This is a genomic window from Thiomicrorhabdus hydrogeniphila (assembly GCF_054656895.1).
This window is the reverse complement of record NZ_BAAHXL010000001.1, coordinates 1,544,116-1,559,853: the sequence shown is the minus strand read 5'-3', so window position 1 is coordinate 1,559,853 and position 15,738 is coordinate 1,544,116. Positions and strand designations below refer to the sequence as shown.

Annotated in this window: 15 protein-coding genes; 6 read left to right on the top strand and 9 right to left on the bottom strand. The window is 33.8% G+C overall.

Features of this window, described 5'->3' with window-relative positions; all coding sequences use genetic code 11:
• The first annotated feature begins 23 nt into the window (after nucleotides 1–23).
• Genes ACYQ0E_RS07060 through ACYQ0E_RS07050 form a run of 3 tightly spaced genes read left to right on the top strand, consistent with a single transcriptional unit; the run spans nucleotide 24 to nucleotide 2,257 of the window.
• The gene (locus ACYQ0E_RS07060) at nucleotides 24–452 is read left to right on the top strand and encodes a hypothetical protein (RefSeq protein WP_460187537.1); all 429 of its coding nucleotides are present in this window, start codon (nucleotides 24–26) and stop codon (nucleotides 450–452) included.
• Between the two features lie 11 nt (nucleotides 453–463).
• Nucleotides 464–1,843 carry an MATE family efflux transporter gene (locus ACYQ0E_RS07055; RefSeq protein ID WP_460187536.1) on the top strand — a complete coding sequence of 460 codons (1,380 nt, stop codon included), beginning with the start codon at nucleotides 464–466 and terminating at the stop codon, nucleotides 1,841–1,843.
• Nucleotides 1,844–1,855: 12 nt separating this feature from the next.
• The gene (locus tag ACYQ0E_RS07050; protein WP_460187535.1) at nucleotides 1,856–2,257 is read left to right on the top strand and encodes a YchJ family protein; all 402 of its coding nucleotides are present in this window, start codon (nucleotides 1,856–1,858) and stop codon (nucleotides 2,255–2,257) included.
• A 78-nt stretch (nucleotides 2,258–2,335) separates the two neighbouring features.
• On the opposite strand, the gene ACYQ0E_RS07045 is transcribed toward ACYQ0E_RS07050, so the two are convergent.
• Nucleotides 2,336–2,467, bottom strand: coding sequence for a hypothetical protein (locus tag ACYQ0E_RS07045; RefSeq protein ID WP_460187534.1), 132 nt, complete (start codon nucleotides 2,465–2,467; stop codon nucleotides 2,336–2,338).
• 106 nt (nucleotides 2,468–2,573) lie between these two features.
• On the opposite strand from ACYQ0E_RS07045, the gene ACYQ0E_RS07040 reads away from it, so the two are divergent.
• Nucleotides 2,574–3,659 (top strand): SPOR domain-containing protein, encoded by a 1,086-nt coding sequence (locus ACYQ0E_RS07040; protein ID WP_460187533.1) that lies wholly within the window; start codon nucleotides 2,574–2,576, stop codon nucleotides 3,657–3,659.
• A 544-nt stretch (nucleotides 3,660–4,203) separates the two neighbouring features.
• Entirely contained in the window at nucleotides 4,204–5,256 is a 1,053-nt protein-coding gene (locus tag ACYQ0E_RS07035) for an MBL fold metallo-hydrolase (protein ID WP_460187532.1), read from the top strand.
• Between the two features lie 167 nt (nucleotides 5,257–5,423).
• Here ACYQ0E_RS07035 and ACYQ0E_RS07030 read toward each other — a convergent pair whose 3' ends face one another.
• The 4 genes from ACYQ0E_RS07030 to ACYQ0E_RS07015 form a co-directional block, all read right to left on the bottom strand.
• A complete protein-coding gene (locus ACYQ0E_RS07030) occupies nucleotides 5,424–6,920 on the bottom strand; it encodes an ATP-binding protein (protein WP_460187531.1) in 1,497 nt (498 codons plus the stop codon).
• 66 nt (nucleotides 6,921–6,986) lie between these two features.
• Nucleotides 6,987–7,694 (bottom strand): response regulator transcription factor, encoded by a 708-nt coding sequence (locus ACYQ0E_RS07025; protein ID WP_460187530.1) that lies wholly within the window; start codon nucleotides 7,692–7,694, stop codon nucleotides 6,987–6,989.
• 81 nt (nucleotides 7,695–7,775) lie between these two features.
• Nucleotides 7,776–8,705: a cupin domain-containing protein gene (locus tag ACYQ0E_RS07020; protein WP_460187529.1), complete on the bottom strand. Its 930-nt coding sequence runs from the start codon at nucleotides 8,703–8,705 to the stop codon at nucleotides 7,776–7,778.
• A 186-nt stretch (nucleotides 8,706–8,891) separates the two neighbouring features.
• A complete protein-coding gene (locus tag ACYQ0E_RS07015) occupies nucleotides 8,892–10,394 on the bottom strand; it encodes an RNA polymerase factor sigma-54 (protein WP_460187528.1) in 1,503 nt (500 codons plus the stop codon).
• Nucleotides 10,395–11,003: 609 nt separating this feature from the next.
• On the opposite strand from ACYQ0E_RS07015, the gene ACYQ0E_RS07010 reads away from it, so the two are divergent.
• Nucleotides 11,004–11,453 (top strand): hypothetical protein, encoded by a 450-nt coding sequence (locus ACYQ0E_RS07010; protein ID WP_460187527.1) that lies wholly within the window; start codon nucleotides 11,004–11,006, stop codon nucleotides 11,451–11,453.
• 949 nt (nucleotides 11,454–12,402) lie between these two features.
• On the opposite strand, the gene arsC is transcribed toward ACYQ0E_RS07010, so the two are convergent.
• Genes arsC through dusA form a run of 4 tightly spaced genes read right to left on the bottom strand, consistent with a single transcriptional unit; the run spans nucleotide 12,403 to nucleotide 15,697 of the window.
• The gene (arsC, locus tag ACYQ0E_RS07005) at nucleotides 12,403–12,762 is read right to left on the bottom strand and encodes an arsenate reductase (glutaredoxin) (RefSeq protein ID WP_460187526.1); all 360 of its coding nucleotides are present in this window, start codon (nucleotides 12,760–12,762) and stop codon (nucleotides 12,403–12,405) included.
• A gap of 2 nt (nucleotides 12,763–12,764) precedes the next feature.
• Nucleotides 12,765–12,995 carry an exodeoxyribonuclease VII small subunit gene (xseB, locus tag ACYQ0E_RS07000; RefSeq protein WP_460187525.1) on the bottom strand — a complete coding sequence of 77 codons (231 nt, stop codon included), beginning with the start codon at nucleotides 12,993–12,995 and terminating at the stop codon, nucleotides 12,765–12,767.
• A 21-nt stretch (nucleotides 12,996–13,016) separates the two neighbouring features.
• Entirely contained in the window at nucleotides 13,017–14,642 is a 1,626-nt protein-coding gene (xseA, locus tag ACYQ0E_RS06995; RefSeq protein ID WP_460187524.1) for an exodeoxyribonuclease VII large subunit, read from the bottom strand.
• On the bottom strand, nucleotides 14,639–15,697 hold the full coding sequence (gene dusA / locus ACYQ0E_RS06990; protein WP_460187523.1) for a tRNA dihydrouridine(20/20a) synthase DusA: 1,059 nt from the start codon (nucleotides 15,695–15,697) through the stop codon (nucleotides 14,639–14,641). The genes xseA and dusA overlap by 4 nt, the downstream gene beginning before the upstream one ends.
• Nucleotides 15,698–15,738: the final 41 nt, after the last annotated feature.

Below are 15,738 nucleotides of genomic sequence, written 5' to 3'. Positions count from 1 at the left end.
TTCATAAAACCCTAAGAGAATCTATGCTTTGCTTATTTAGAAATACCAAATTACACCCTTTACTTAATCTTATTGCTATTTTGCTAAGTTTGTCCTCTGTTGTTGGCTGGTTGTATTTTACTTTTGTTCATAAAAATCTTTTTGAAATGCTTTTTGAAGGCCAAGCACTTATTGTAGATTTAGTGTTTGGCTTACCTTTGGTTTTAGCCTTAGCGGTGGTGATATATGCTACGGTTTTTTGGGTCTTTAAATTAATTATTATTTTATTGTTACCCAAAATGGTTTTGCATATAGATCCTAATGATGACAACGTACTTAACCAAGAAGATTTATCAGAGCTTGAACAAAAACACGGTGAAGCCTATTGGACTAAAAAAGGGTTTACAGAACAAGAACTTTTAGATGAGAAAAAGTTAAACTCGTCAGTTGATAAATTGCCTGAAGATAAGTGATTTAAAGATAAATGTTTTTTTTATCAACGGCTTTTTTGGCAGAATCAAAACTTTTAATTAAGCTTGCTTTGCCTATATTGTTTGCCCAACTCGCCTTAACAGGACTGGGTGTGGTAGATACGATTATGTCTGGCCAAGTTGGTACAAATGATTTGGCGGCTATTGGATTAGGCACAAATATTATGATGCCTGTATTTATCTTTTCAACTGGTGTTTTATTGGCTATTACGCCTTTAATATCCAAAGCAAATGGCCAACAAAATCATACAAATATTCGTTTATATTTAATTCAAGGTCTTTGGTTGTCTTTGCCTTTAGGATTGATATCGCTAACCATTTTGATGAATCTTACCTGGCTATTAAACCTATTAGGTTTAAATCCAGAAGTACATCAATTAACTCAAGATTATCTATTTTTTATAGCGTTTGGAATGCCTGGTGTTGTTTTATATCAAGCCTTACGTTTTTTTTGGGAAGGGCTAGGCAAAACACTTCCCACTATGTGGATTAGTTTTTTAGCCTTGCTATTAAACATACCACTAAACGCATTATTTATTTATGGTTATGGCCCTGTCGAAGCAAGAGGTGCGGCAGGTTGCGGTATTGCTAGTAGCTTGGTTATGTGGTCCATGTTTATTATTGGTTTAATTTATGTGTTTAATAAGCAGTCATTACAACAATATATCTTTCCTATAAAAAACCAAAACAAGTCTGGTTATTTAATTAACTGGAAAAACGGAATAAAGCCTATTCTTTCTATTGGTTTACCCAATTCTTTTGCCTTATTATTTGAAGTCAGTCTATTTAGTTTTATTGCCTTATTTATTGCCGTTTTAGGTACAAGCGTTATTGCGGCACATCAAATTGCCATTAGTTTTACCTCTGTTGCCTTTATGGTGCCTTTAAGTTTTGGTATGGCATTAACGGTGAGAGTCAGTTATGGTTTTGGTGAATTGGATTATGAAAAAGTAAAAAACTCTCTATATACGGGTTTTACCTGGGCCGTCCTACTAGGACTATTCCTGGCAATAACCAGTTTTTATTTTAGACTCGATATAGCCCAACTTTATTCAAAAGATAGTCATGTTGTAACTATTGCAACGGCATTAATTTTTTATGCCGCAATGTACCAAGTTTTTGATGCCATACAAGTTAATGCAGCAGGGGCTTTGAGAGGGTTTCATGATACAAAGGTGACTATGTGGGTAACATTGATAAGTTACTGGGGAATTGGTTTAGGTTTAGGCTATATCTTTACCTTTACTAACTGGATAGTTGAACCGATGGGGGTTGAAGGTTTTTGGCTAGGAATTGTTTTAGGACTGCTTTTAGCCGCAATATTGCTTTCCTTAAGATTACACCAAGTATTTAAAAATAATTTAACCGTTTAAAAACAAAATATTATGCTTGAAATAAACAATAATGCTCTTTGCTTGTGTGGATCCAAACAAATCTATGCAGAATGCTGTAAACCTTATCATCAACAAACACAAATACCAGATACGGCAGAAAAGCTCATGCGATCTCGTTTTAGTGCCTATGAACTGCATTTGACAGACTACCTTTTATTTACTTGGGATAAAATTACCAGGCCTGGTAGCATAGAATATACGCCAGGTTTACACTGGACTAAACTTAGTCTTAATGGGCGTAAAAAAGGCCGTAAAAAAGATGCAGAAGGCTGGGTAACGTTTATTGCTTATTATCAACTAAATAACGGTGAAGCAGGGTCTATGCATGAAAAAAGCTATTTTAGAAAAAATGAAATAGGTCATTGGAAGTATGTTGATGGCGAGGTAAAATAAATTTCGATAAACTTAAAAAGAAGCTAAATATAGAGAGAAAAATTACCTGCATAAATTAAAATACAGGCAAAAATACTGTTATTTTTCGTCGTCTTTATTTTTAAAGAATTTATATAAAAACCACATTGCCAAACTTACTATGCCTATACTGACCACTAGTAATGCAAAGGTAATTAATAACGCAGAACCTACGCTTTCCATATTAGGCATATTTATCACTCCAAAGGTATGTTTAAGTATCTTTTTATACTAAAGCATTTTACAATAAATTTAACTTTTAAGAACCCTTTCATATAGGTAACTTGCGTAAACAACTATGTCACTTACTATTTCAGAACTTGAAGAACAAAGAGCCAAAATTTTAGAAGAGATTGAATCTAAAGCTGGCAAAATTTCACCTCAAAATTCAAATGGCAGCGAAACCCCTTCTTTAAATGATTGGTTAACGGCTGCTGAACAGGTTATGCCTGAACCCCCTAAAAATAAGATGCAGGAAACCGTGCCAAAAACAAATTACTCAAATAAGTTACTTAGTGATTCAAAGCCAAGCAATAAACTCTCTTTTTTTGGTGTCATTATAATGCTCTCACTTTTATTAACCGTTTTAGGTCTTATATATATTGCCTATAGCAGTTTTCAAAAAGAGCAAGAAAAGGTAGTTGAAAGCCAAAATCAGAATGTTGAACAACTCAAAATTCTACAAGAAGAGGTTGAACAGCTTAAAATTACAAATGCCAACCTTAAAAAAGAGGCATTACCTAAAATTGCAAATGGCACTGAATTAACATCAAATAAAGAAAGTAGCCTGTCTAAAACAACAGCCTCGGTAGTAACCGAAGATGTTTTAGATGAAAAACTTAAAGCCTATACTCAAACACTCGAATCAAAAATTGACCACAAGTTAGAGTTAATTCTAAAACAGCTTAATCAAGATAAAGATGTTAAGGATTTACCAGGCCTGGTAAATTCAACTTTAAATAGCAAAAAACAGTTAACTGAAAAATCAAAAACATTAAGTTCTGACACGATAACGGTGCCAACAGTAAAAGAACCAGAGTTAGAAATGAATGGCGAGATTAAAGGGCCAACAAGTCCCCAAGCGCCAATTATTGCAACTTCAGCAGATGTGAATTGGTTAATAGCACAACCTAAAAAGAACTTTGTTTTACAATTAGCAAGTGTGCCAAACCAAAAAGCGGCAGAAAAACTTATTTCGAGCAAAGGTTTAAAAGATGCTAAAGCGCTGCCACAAACTCGTAATAAAGAAACTAACTATATTGTCGTTACTGGCTCCTTAGAAAAAAGAGCCGAAGCAGATAAACTTGCGCAAAATATAAAATCCAACTATGGCATAACCCCTTGGATTCGAAATATAGAAGATTTAGTTAAAAGGGTCCAATAAAACAACTTTACCCATTTAATACATTAACAAAGGCCGTATTGAAGTGACCCCAAAAAGTTGGACACTTTGGTTAAACGGCACTTAAGGCCTGATTTCGATATTCTATCGGACTCAGGCTTTTTTTATGGTTACCAAAAAAAGTAAACATACTAAACCCTAAACTCGACTCGAGACCGTTTATTAAAATGTTGTATTTTCAATTCTATTTTACAAAACGCACTTTTAGTGCAATGGGAGAATCTAACGAATTTTCAAAGACTTTTACAGATTTATTTTTTAACACAGTGCTTTATTGGAGTTTCTCCCTAATCATCCTTGTAGTTTCTCCTATATTTTGGATAAGCATATAATAAAACGAATGTATATCAATCGCTTATAAAGCTAAATACATGGCCTGCAAAATGCTATTTACAAAAGAATTCATGATGAATAAATATAAAACGATAAAATTAGGATAGGCGTGATTATTTGTTCTTAAAAACAATCTCTTACCGTCTTCTAATAACCTAATGTATTTTTAATTATTAAAAAATAACGAGTACTTATGAAAAAATTAAACTCTGCAATCAAACCTTTAATAACAGCTCTTATTTTAGGTACGCCAGTAACGGCTTTAGCAAATGATGCATACTCAAACTCTTTTAAAGCCTATGCAGAAGAAACGCATCTTCTTGAAAAGAAAAATGGTTACATTGGAGAAAAGCTTCCGATTCCTGATCTACAAAAAGTAGCAGATGGTGTATATACATCCATAGGAAGTCAGATTTGGGGAAATAGATCCAATTTTGGTTTTAATAACAATATGACAGCAGTTATTTTTGAGAATGGCGTCATGCTTTATAATGCCGGTCCAAACCCAGCCGTGGCATATAGCTTTCATAAAAAACTCAAGAAAATTACTGACAAACCCGTTAAATGGATTGTGATTGAAAATCATCAAGGCCATGCAAATATGGGTGCAAGCTATTGGCATGATGTTGGAGTTAAAAATATTTACTCAGAAAAACAAGCGACTGAAGAATGGAACGAAATGTTTAATAAAGCTAAAAAACGTTACATGACTTCTGTTTCAAAAGTGTGGAATACCCCTGCCTATAATGCAACCAAATTTTATACAACATTCGAAAACTCACTGGTTCTCGATGTTGGAAATAACGAAAAAGTTTATATTAATAACTATGGTGGTGGTCACACACCAACTATGTCAGGGGTACTTGTCCCTTCAAAAAATGTAGTATTTACAGGAGATTTAGGGGTAAATGAAAGATTGCCAGGGCTTTTTGATGGTGGTGATTATAAAGAGTGGATTGATTCTTTCAATAAAATGGAAGCGACCATGGCAGAATTATTTAAAAAGCCTGAACAAGCCATTGTAATACCTGGTCACGGCAATCCCGCTAGTATTAGTAAAATTAGAGAAAAGACTGTTGATTACTTTGTAAAAATAGCAGATCGAGTAAAAGAATCTATTGCTAATGGCGGTGGAGTTGAAGAAGCTAAAAAAATTGATCAATCAGAGTATAAAGACAGAATTGTTTTTAATCAGGTTGCAGTACCAAATGCAGCAAGTGTTTACATGACATTAACGTCTGAATAACAGATTTTTTAAATGTGAATTTATAAAAAATAATCGGCTTTTTTATTCAAAGCTGCGGTCTATCATCTTATAGATTATCTCTGAATAAAAAGGCATTGTTTTATGTTTGGCTAATTACTATTTTAATTAAATGAATAGCAATTAGTCATTTCATAAAATAATTGTCTTTATAGGTGAAAAGGGAGTTCGATTGTAAACTTAACGCCATTAAATTTTCTTTGTTCAAAGGATGTAATATTTTCAGCAAAAACCTTTCCCTTATGAAAATCAGTAATGAGTTTAACTATATATAAGCCTAAGCCCAAATGTGTTTGATTATCTTGATTCAATGTTCTTACTGACGTCATTCCATCAAAGACTTGTTGTTCCAATCCTTTTGGTAATGCGGGGCCTGAATTAATAATATTGATTAAAACCGATGATTCAGAGATTTTACAAATTATGGTAATCGGGATTTTATTGTCTGAGAAATCTGCAGCATTGCTGAGTAATTTATCCATTAATTGTTCAATCATAAAACCGTCACCACAAACCATTATTTCGTGTGGAACAGTGCATCGACAGTCTAGATTCCAATCAGGATGAAGTGCCGTTGTGTTTTCTAAATAATGTTCAAGCATTAATCCAATCGGAAAATCTTCAGGTGTTTGACTTTGCAAACTATCTTCAATACTTGTGGCTTCTGAAAGAGAACTAATTAACTGTTTTAGTTGTGCTAAAGCATGCTTAGCGTAATCAAGTTGCGGGCTTTCATTTTCATTTTCGTTTTCTAATAAGGTTAATGCCATAGATAGGCGATTAAGTGGGTTGTGAATTTCATGCCTTAATGTTTTTGGCAGTTGTTTTAAGTAACGTTCATAAGCCCCTAGTTGCATGAGCATCTCATGTATATGATGGCGTAAATCTGATAGCTCATCTTGATAAAAACGGCTAATTTTGTCTTGAAATACCAAGTCTGTTATACGGCCTTGAATACTAAAAGTTCTTTTTACATCATTATCTAACCGAATGATTCTATTAGATAAAGAAGCCGTATGCATTAGTGCACCAATCAAGACAATTAAAAAGATGATTGCGCCTATTCCAATTAATCGGTAAAAATAATTTAGGTTGTGACTAAAAAGCGTTTCCATACGCTGTTCTAATACGATTGAGCCTATAATTCTGCCTTTAATAATTAATGGAGTCGCTGACATAAGCGAAATGGGCTGACCATTTTTATCCATTCGATATTGCTGAAAGGTTTTTCCGGCTAAGGAGTTTGAAATTAAGCTTCTTTCTGGGTTAAGACTTTGAGGATAAGGATAGGGGAGAGAATAAGGTAAAAATGTCGCAAGTGTTTTAATTAATACTTTACCAATAGTGGTAAATGCATCAACAGGGTGTTGGATTTCATGGTTGGGTAACTGCCCAACAACATAAGTGGTTTGACGGTTTTCGTTAACCACCCATAGAACAGAGTTAGCCAAATTAAGATGCGATAAACGAGTTGGCATACCCGATTGTATTTGCAAAGCCCACAAGTCCGTTCTGTTTTCTAAAATGAGGGCTAAGTTTTCAACAGTTTGCTCTTGAACTATGGCTTGGTTATTAAGCATAATTCGGTGTAAATCAATAGCAAAACGATAGGCTAGAAAAGGAAGTATTGTTAGCAATAACAACAAGATAAAAAACCTTGTTCTTATTGAAAGTCGCATGGATTCTTTTCTATTAAACATTAAATTGATACATTAATTTTTATCTTGCCAGCTGTAACCACGGCCATATTCATTGTGAATTAAATTAAACTCAGGAGTAATCTTTTTAAATGCATTGCGAATACGGCAAATATGAGTATTTATGGTATTTCGTTCAACAACACCTTGAGTGGATGACTGTAAAGCATCGTAAGAAATGACACTGCTTTCGCCTGCGGTAGCAAATTGTTTTAGCATTTCAAACTCAGTAGCCGTTAGATCTAACTGCTTACCATGCCAATAAGCTTTAAATTGATCAGGAGCTAATTCAAGTTGTGGAATTTTAGATTGTTCATCATTAGCATCATTTACCTTTGCTGAACCAGTAATTCTTAATAAATTTTTAACTTTAACGATTAATACATTTAAGCTAATGGGTTTAGGTAAATAATCAATTGCACCTAAAGCGTGACCAGTATAAATATCAAACTCTGATTGTCGTTCTGAAAGAAAGATAATTGGAATAGGTTGGTTATAGCTTAAAAGATGTTTTGCTAAATCAAATCCACCATCGACTTCAGAACCTAAAATAATGTCAGAAATAACAAGATTTGGTAGGGATTGCGCAAATGCTTTTTCAGCATCTTTTCGATTAGTAAACGGTTCTACTGTAAAACCTTGCTGTTGAAGTGCTTCAACCAAACTTCGTAGTTGAATCTCATCATCTTCAATCACCGCGATTTTATAGTCTGTATTTTGCATAGAATATTTCCAATATAAATAAATTTAAAGTTATTACCCTTAAAAATCGATTTACCGGGTAAGCACGGTTATAAAGAGTTGTTAGCGAATATATTGAAAGTCTAAAACCTGCATATTCATAATAATGCCCGCATCTTGAATTGGTAAAACAATAGCATCTTCACCTGATTCATTATGATGTGAATGCCACCAGCCTGGAGGTGTAATAAATGCAGAACCTGGTGTCCACATAGCTTTAATTGGGTTGATAATTTCACCATTTTCATCTACTTCTTTACCAATTAAGGTATAAGTATCTGGCCCTGCGTTGACACAAAAATCAAGAGCAATTGAATTATGACGATGTGCTTTTTGTACAACACCTGCTGGCAATACATTATATAAAGCCCATAAAGTGTGAGTTAACGTCATGGTTTGCGGAAAATTTGGATTGGCTAATAAAAAACCAGTTCGGTTACGACCTTCGGCTTTTTTACGAATTGCTGTCAGTTCACCGCATAATCTTTCTTTAGTATATAAAACCGGATGAAAACGCTCTTTGCCTGGTTGTACACCTAAGTAATCTAAAAGAGGGCCATCATGCACCCAATAAAATGCAGTATCTTCTGTTGCTGTATGTAAGGCATCAGGTACAGATGGAAGGGTGAATAAATCTCCTTGTTTCCATTCAATGGTTCCGTGTTTCATTTGCGTACGGCCTGAACCACGAATAACGTAAAACATTTGAGAGGTAACCGCCGCATCTGTTCTCAACATTTCGCCAGCAGAAATCTTTATATAACTCGCCATTAAGTTTGGAGAGGTTGCTGGATAATCGGTTTGTAATTGTGTAGATAGATCAAAAGGAACTATGCGAGTGATACCACCTTGATGTAAATCACTTGGGTAATTAATAACATCGATTTTTGGCATAGGAGGATTGACTGCAGACATGTACTCTTTGACTTCTGCTTGAGATTCCCATTGCTGCTGTGCAGCCTCTTGGATCTGCTCTAGATTTACTCTATTCATAATAATGTACCCAGTTTTATATTTTAATTATTGAGTCATTATAAAAGCGAATGTAATAAATTACTATTATTCAAAGCGTTGTAGTGTGAGGAAATGCTTAAAAAATCTAAATAATGGGATAATAGAAGGTGATTTAGAGTATAAAACCTTGTATTTACTAATGAAATACAAGGCCGTTAGAAAAAGTTATAACTTGAATTGATTATATTTTTTTCGTTCGCTTGAGGATGGAATTTTTAAAGCTTCACGGTATTTGGCAATAGTTCTTCTAGCAACAACAATATCTTTTTCTTCTAAAAGAGCCATTAATTTGCTATCACTAAGAGGTTTTTTGGCATCTTCACCATCAATTAATTCTTTAATATGAGCTTTAATTGCAATTGCGGATTGGTCAGCACTACCATATTGACTAACCCCCGTAGAAAAGAAGTATTTAAGCTCAAAAGTGCCGCGAGGTGTTTGAATATATTTTTGATTAGTTGCACGTGAAATAGTTGACTCATGCAAGTCAAGAAACTCAGCAACTTCACGCAATACAAGAGGTTGCATGGCATGTTCACCTTCGTCAAAAAAGCGTTCTTGTTTTTCAACAATAAATTTACCAACTCTTAATAAAGTTTCACCACGGCTATGAATACTTTTGATTAGCCCTTTAGCCTCAATGAGTTGTTCTTTTATTTGTTTAGATTGTTCATCATTTTTAAGATTTGATGCTAAATCAATATATGCTGAATTTACGGTGAGCTTAGGAAACGCATTTGCATTTAATTCAACTAACCAACCATCTTTTACTCGTTTTAATCTTAAGTCAGGAATAACAATACTTGATTGAGTGCTTGAAAAATCACGACCAGGTCTAGGGTTTAAAGACTGAATTAATCGTAACAATTGATTGAGATCGTCATCCGTAAGACCGTACATTTTTTTAATACGTTTTGAATCATGAAAAGAGAGCCAATCAAAATGTTCTTTAATTAATTGTATTGCGGTAACTACATAAGGGGTTTTATGCATATTAGACAATTGAATTAATAAGCTTTCTTGTACCGATCTGGCACCAACACCTGTTGGTTCAAATAATTGAACAACACTCAATACATTTTCAATATCGTCTATTGTTGTTGCTAAATTCGTTTCATTTTCTTGAATAAAGCCATTTAATTCTTCAAGCGTACTGGTGAGATAACCTTCTTCATTAATATCATCAATAATATAAGAAGCAATAACCGACTCTTCATCTGACCAAGGATAAATATCAGATTGCCAATATAGGTGATCGTGCAAGGTTTCTTCAGAAGCCGTATAGGTTTCAGCACTCGTGTATTCTTCTTGACTCTGAGAAGAGAGAGAAGGGGTGTGATCTGTATAAACATCTTCCCAATCATAATCTGCCTGCAGATCATCCTTAAGAACTTCCGTATCATTAATATCAAGGGGCGTTTCATCATCAGGAGTTTCAAGTTTCTCCTTATTTTCAGAAGGCTCATCAGAATTTACAGATTGTTCGAGTTCATCATCAAGGTCCATGTCTTCACCAACTTCTAGCATAAAGTTAGTTTCGAGCGTGGTCTCAATAGTCTGCTGAACTTCTAAAGCAGAATATTGCAGTATCTTAATTGATTGCTGTAACTGAGGTGTTAATTTCAGTTGCTGGCCAATATTAATCTGTAAGCCGGGCATGAGTGCCATGTGTAAGAAAGCTCCTGACGAAATTTAATAGTATTAAAAGCCCTTTGCTTGAGTCATAAACAAGTAAAAAAGGTCTCTTAGTAGATATAATAATCCAAAATAAAGATAAAACGTAAAGTAAATTAGACTTTTTAGGCATTTTTCATGCCAATTTTATCTAAAAGTAACTTTTAACATCTAAATTCATGATGAATATCACCATATTAGATAGATTTATAAACATTTTGCAAGTGTGTCTAATTTCTAAGTACATTACTCCCTAAATGCCTAAGAATGCCAAAATAAAAGTCTGTATTAGGCTTTTCAACACAATTACATCTTTGCAAACTCATATTCAATTGTTGGATATTCGTAGCAAAAACTACTTTTTTAATATTTCTAGCACACACGGTAATTAATTAATTTTATATGGGTATAAAAATAAAAAAAATAAATAATTAATGCACTAAATGCTATTGATATATTATCTATCAATAAAATTTGCAGTATATATTAATTTAATTTTTTGCTTTGTTAAGACCTTGACTTAAAGAAGGGGGTTTAGTTATAGACCGCCTATACAAGAGTCTTAAAAGCGCAAATTAGTTTAATGAGTTTAGAGGAAAAAATATGTCTATTAAAAAAGATGCACACCAAATCATAGATCAATTAGACGATGATGCTAACTGGGATGATTTAGTCAAATCCCTATATAAAAATAAAAAGATTACCTTAGGCATGACAGATATAGAAGTGGTGCAAAGTGATTTGTCTGAGTCCGATATTAATGGCATTATGGGGCGTTTACAGTCCGCAAGTACTCAGCCAGATGATATGCGTAATACTAAAAGTTATCAGCCTGGAGATTCAGCAACATTAGGTATGGTTTCTGGTGTTGTAGCGATTTTATTTGCTCTTGTATTTCCTCCTATTACTTGGATTGCGGCTCCTATAGCCGTTATTGCAGGGCTTATTGGTCTTAGAAATAAAGAAGATAAAGCGTGGGTGCCAATCTTATTGGCAATTATTGCAATAATTCCAATGATTACTGTTTTGCTTGGTCTGCACGATGGAACCTAATGTTTGATTAAGTTAATAAACAATCAGGCCAATTTATGGTTTAACTTTAAAAACTCGCTAAAGGCGGGTTTTTTTATACTTAAACTATTATTAACAAATAGAAGGTAAGGTAATTTAATCCTGTAAATAAAAACACCGTGCAGGCTGCATAATTAAGTTGCCAGATTGAAATTTAGTGAACTTAGTTAAAGTATGCCATATAAGATAATGTTTAACCCAAACCAAGATTCAAATCCAAAACAGAATAATCAAAAGAGCCAAAGTATTTGAAGTACATTGGTTTAGTCAAAGGTTTTTATAAGATTTAAAAAACATTTTAAATAAACAGAGATAAATCATTTCCGTAATGAACTCACTAAAAATAAAATAATCTTATTTTCTATTTTAATTCTAAAAAACAAAAGCAATGCAAAAAACCTTTTAAAACAAAAGGATAGATATATATTTCAACTTAAGTTTAGTAAATAGTAGCCCCTGTTTTGTATTTACAATATTCGCATAATATATATTATGTTAAATTTAATATTAAATAATATAAGGATTTATCATCTCAATACCCTATTGGGTTAAATTAATTACAAAATTAGCTATAAACCGGTAACTCGGATTATCTTAAAGTGAATTTAATATAAATATATTTAAGCTTGGTAACATGAATATATTCGTAATGAATATTTCAGCTACTTACTTAGCAACCTATAACGCTAAATATATAAAATTAAGAACTCTTAACTAAATAAGGTTTTTAGTTGATGGATTTATGAAATATTTTATGAAAACTAATCTTTGATTGGAATTTAAGGCTTGAACCAAATAACCTATCTCATTAAAGCTATTGGCCTGAAGAATATTTAAATTTACCAGGCCTGGTAAATTTAAAATAATGTAACTAAATAATTTGCTAGACACGTTTTATTTGAATTGTGATGACTTTATAACTTAGCGAGATCTAATCCATAATCGCTAAAATATTTTCTGGTGGTCTTCCCATAACGACTTTATCACCAATTTTTACAATCGGTCTTTCAATAAGTCTAGGATGCGCAATCAAAATATCTAACCATTCATTATGCGTTTTAAGGTCTCGTTTACTAAAGCCTAACTCTTTAAACAAATCTTCACCCTTGCGAACAATATCAGCAGGCTTAACCCCCATTTTTTCACAGAGATCGGCTAGTTCTTCTTTAGTGGGCGGATTATCCAAATACAAAATTTCGGTAACCTCATAACCATGTTCTATTAATAGTGCTAAGCTGTTTTTACTTTTTGAGCAGCTCGGGTTATGATAAATTGTTGCTTGTTTTGGCATTATTAATCCTCAGTTTGTTCATTATGACTTGAGTTTGAATCACTTTCTAAACGTGTATTTAACGCACTTTCTACGGCATCGATACGTGATTTACAAAGCTGATATGCTCGAGTGGCGTCATCAACCATTGGAACTAATTCATCAATATCAACTTCACCACTATTGGCTAGTTTTTGGGCAATATCCTGTAATTTTTGATAATTCTCTTTAAAACTTTCTGCTGATTGAGTCATATAAAAACCTCTTTATTTATTCTATTTTATCTGTTTAATTATCTGTTTTGGCGGTATATTGGCTTCAATCGAACCATCACTAAATTCCAACTCAATTTTAGGGTGTTTTAAAGCCTCTTTAGCCGTAATAATCGGCTTGCCTTCAAGGCTTTTTGCCATACTAAATCCCCTGTTTAATTGAGCTTTGGGACCAGAGCTTAAAATAAAGGAGATTGACTGTATAAGCTGTTGTTTTTGTACAGATAATACTCGTTTAGCATTCTCTAAGACGTGTTTTTGTTGCTGTTCAATATCTGCATAAATAAGTGTTATCTGTTGATTAACAGTAGATCGTATCTGTTGATGAATTACATCAATATCGTGCCCTGCCTGTCTAATTTTTGATTCACTTAAACGTCTAATTGCAAAATTAATAGGTTCTATTTTTTGTTGCCACTTATGTACGCTATTTAGGCTGTCGCGTGTAATTGTATTATGAAAATTTACAATTTTTTGTTTGAGTTTTTGCACTTGTAATCGACTAGATTGCTCTATATTAATCCAATTAGTTTGTGCATATTTTGCTTGATGAACGATCTGAGTTCTTATAAAACCGATAACTTTACTCGGTGTGTCAAAACGAGTATGAGCAATTTCATCTAATATCGTATTGTCTCTTTCGTGACCTATACCCGATAAAACAGGTAAATTTGCGTTGCATAATGTTTCTGCGATTGACTCAATGTTAAGCATATTTAAATCTAACTTAGCACCACCGCCTCTAATAATAACTAAAGCATCAAATGCATTAGTTTGATGCATTGAATGTACGGCAGAAATAGCTTCAAGCATCTCTCTTTCGACCGCATCTCCCTGAAAACTACTATAAAAATAGCTAAATTGACATAATTTATATTTTTGTAGAATATCGGCATCCGCCCTAAAATCGCCTAACCCAGCAGCATCAGGTGGTGCAATTACGGCAATCCTAAAAAAATCAGTCGGTAAATTAAATGATTTATTTTTCTGGTATAAGCCTTTTTTAATTAGATTTTTACGAATTTCATTTAAACGTTGCTCTTGTGCGCCTAAGGTGTAACTTGGATCTAAATCTTGAATAACAAAAGAGAAACCGTACTGCTCATGAAAACTCACTTCTGTAAGCAAAAGCACTTTTTGACCAATCGCTAACCCACTGCCGGTTTCTGTCTGAAAACGCTCTAATAATCTATTTGCCTGGCTTTGCCAAATCATGCCGCGGCAATTTGCGATAGACTGACCTTGCTCATTGGTTTCAGTTAATTCTAGATACACATGCCCACGGCGTGTATTCATATTTGCTATTTCAGCAACTACCCAAACACCACCAGGAAAGCCTTGTCTTAAAGTCGATTGCACTTTTCTTAATACAATAGAGAGTTTAGTGCCTTTTTCTACTTCTGATTGATTTGAAGAGTCAAAATTTAAAGACTGGGAATAGGGATCGAAATGATTTGTAACGTCTGCAGACACGTTTTCAGTTAAAGTTTGCGGTAACCACTTTTGAAAAGATGCTTCTTCCGATTTTAATGCTTCTGGGATATACCAGCGTTTGCTTACGGCATCCCAACGAGCACCAAGCGCTTTAACTTGGTCTTTTTCTCTAAAAGGCACATCTAAAAAAATCACAATCTATCTTCCATTCTTTGAATTTCATCCGCTACCATTTTATAGGCTTGTTCAACTACTTCAATCCCTGCCCCTTTTTTAAAGGCGTGTTCAGATAAATGGCGACGCCAAATTCTACCACCGGGCAATCCAAAAAATAGACCTAGCATATGGCGAGTAACTTGATTTAATTTACCTCCATGAGATAAATGCTGTTCTATATAAGGATACATTTTTTGTAAAACATCTAAGCGTGTTAATTCTTTGCGATTCTGTCCATAATATAAGTGATCAACTTCAGAAAGTATAAAAGGTTGTTCATAAGCTGCTCTACCTAACATTACGCCATTTACGGCAGGCAAATTTTCATATTCACTAAAGTGTTTTAACGCTTGTTCGTGATTTGTAATACCACCGTTAATAGCAATGTCCAAATCCTTAAAATCCGATTTTATTCGATGCACCCAATCATACTTTAATGGTGGTATTTCACGGTTTTCTTTAGGAGATAAACCTTGTAACCAAGCTTTACGTGCATGAATAATCACCCCATCAACACCCGCGTTAACAAGTCCTTGAACAAAATTATGAAGGATATCGTACTCTTCTTGATCATCAATCCCAATACGAGTTTTTACCGTAACAGGGATTTTAACTTTGGCTTTCATTGCAGCTACGTTTTCAGCAACCAATTCTGGATGCCCTAATAAACAAGCACCAATCATATTATTTTGTACACGATCGCTTGGACAACCAATATTCAAATTGATTTCTGAATAACCCCACTCTTCTGCTAAACCTGCACATTGCGCTAAATCTTGAGAGTGACTACCTCCTAGTTGTAAAACTACAGGAGCTTCTTCAGGATTATGACCTAAAAACCGTGGCAAATTATCACCATAAATAATGGCTCCCGTAGTGACCATTTCACTATATAACCAAGCTTGCTGGCTTAATTGACGATGAAAAAAACGACAATTTTTATCGGTCCAATCCAACATGGGAGCAACGCTAAAGCCGCAGGCACTATTTTTATGTAAAAGGTTTTTGTCTATGATTTCTTGTGACAATGTCATTGGGGTCGTTTCAATCAAAATTTTATTAACTCATTTAAATT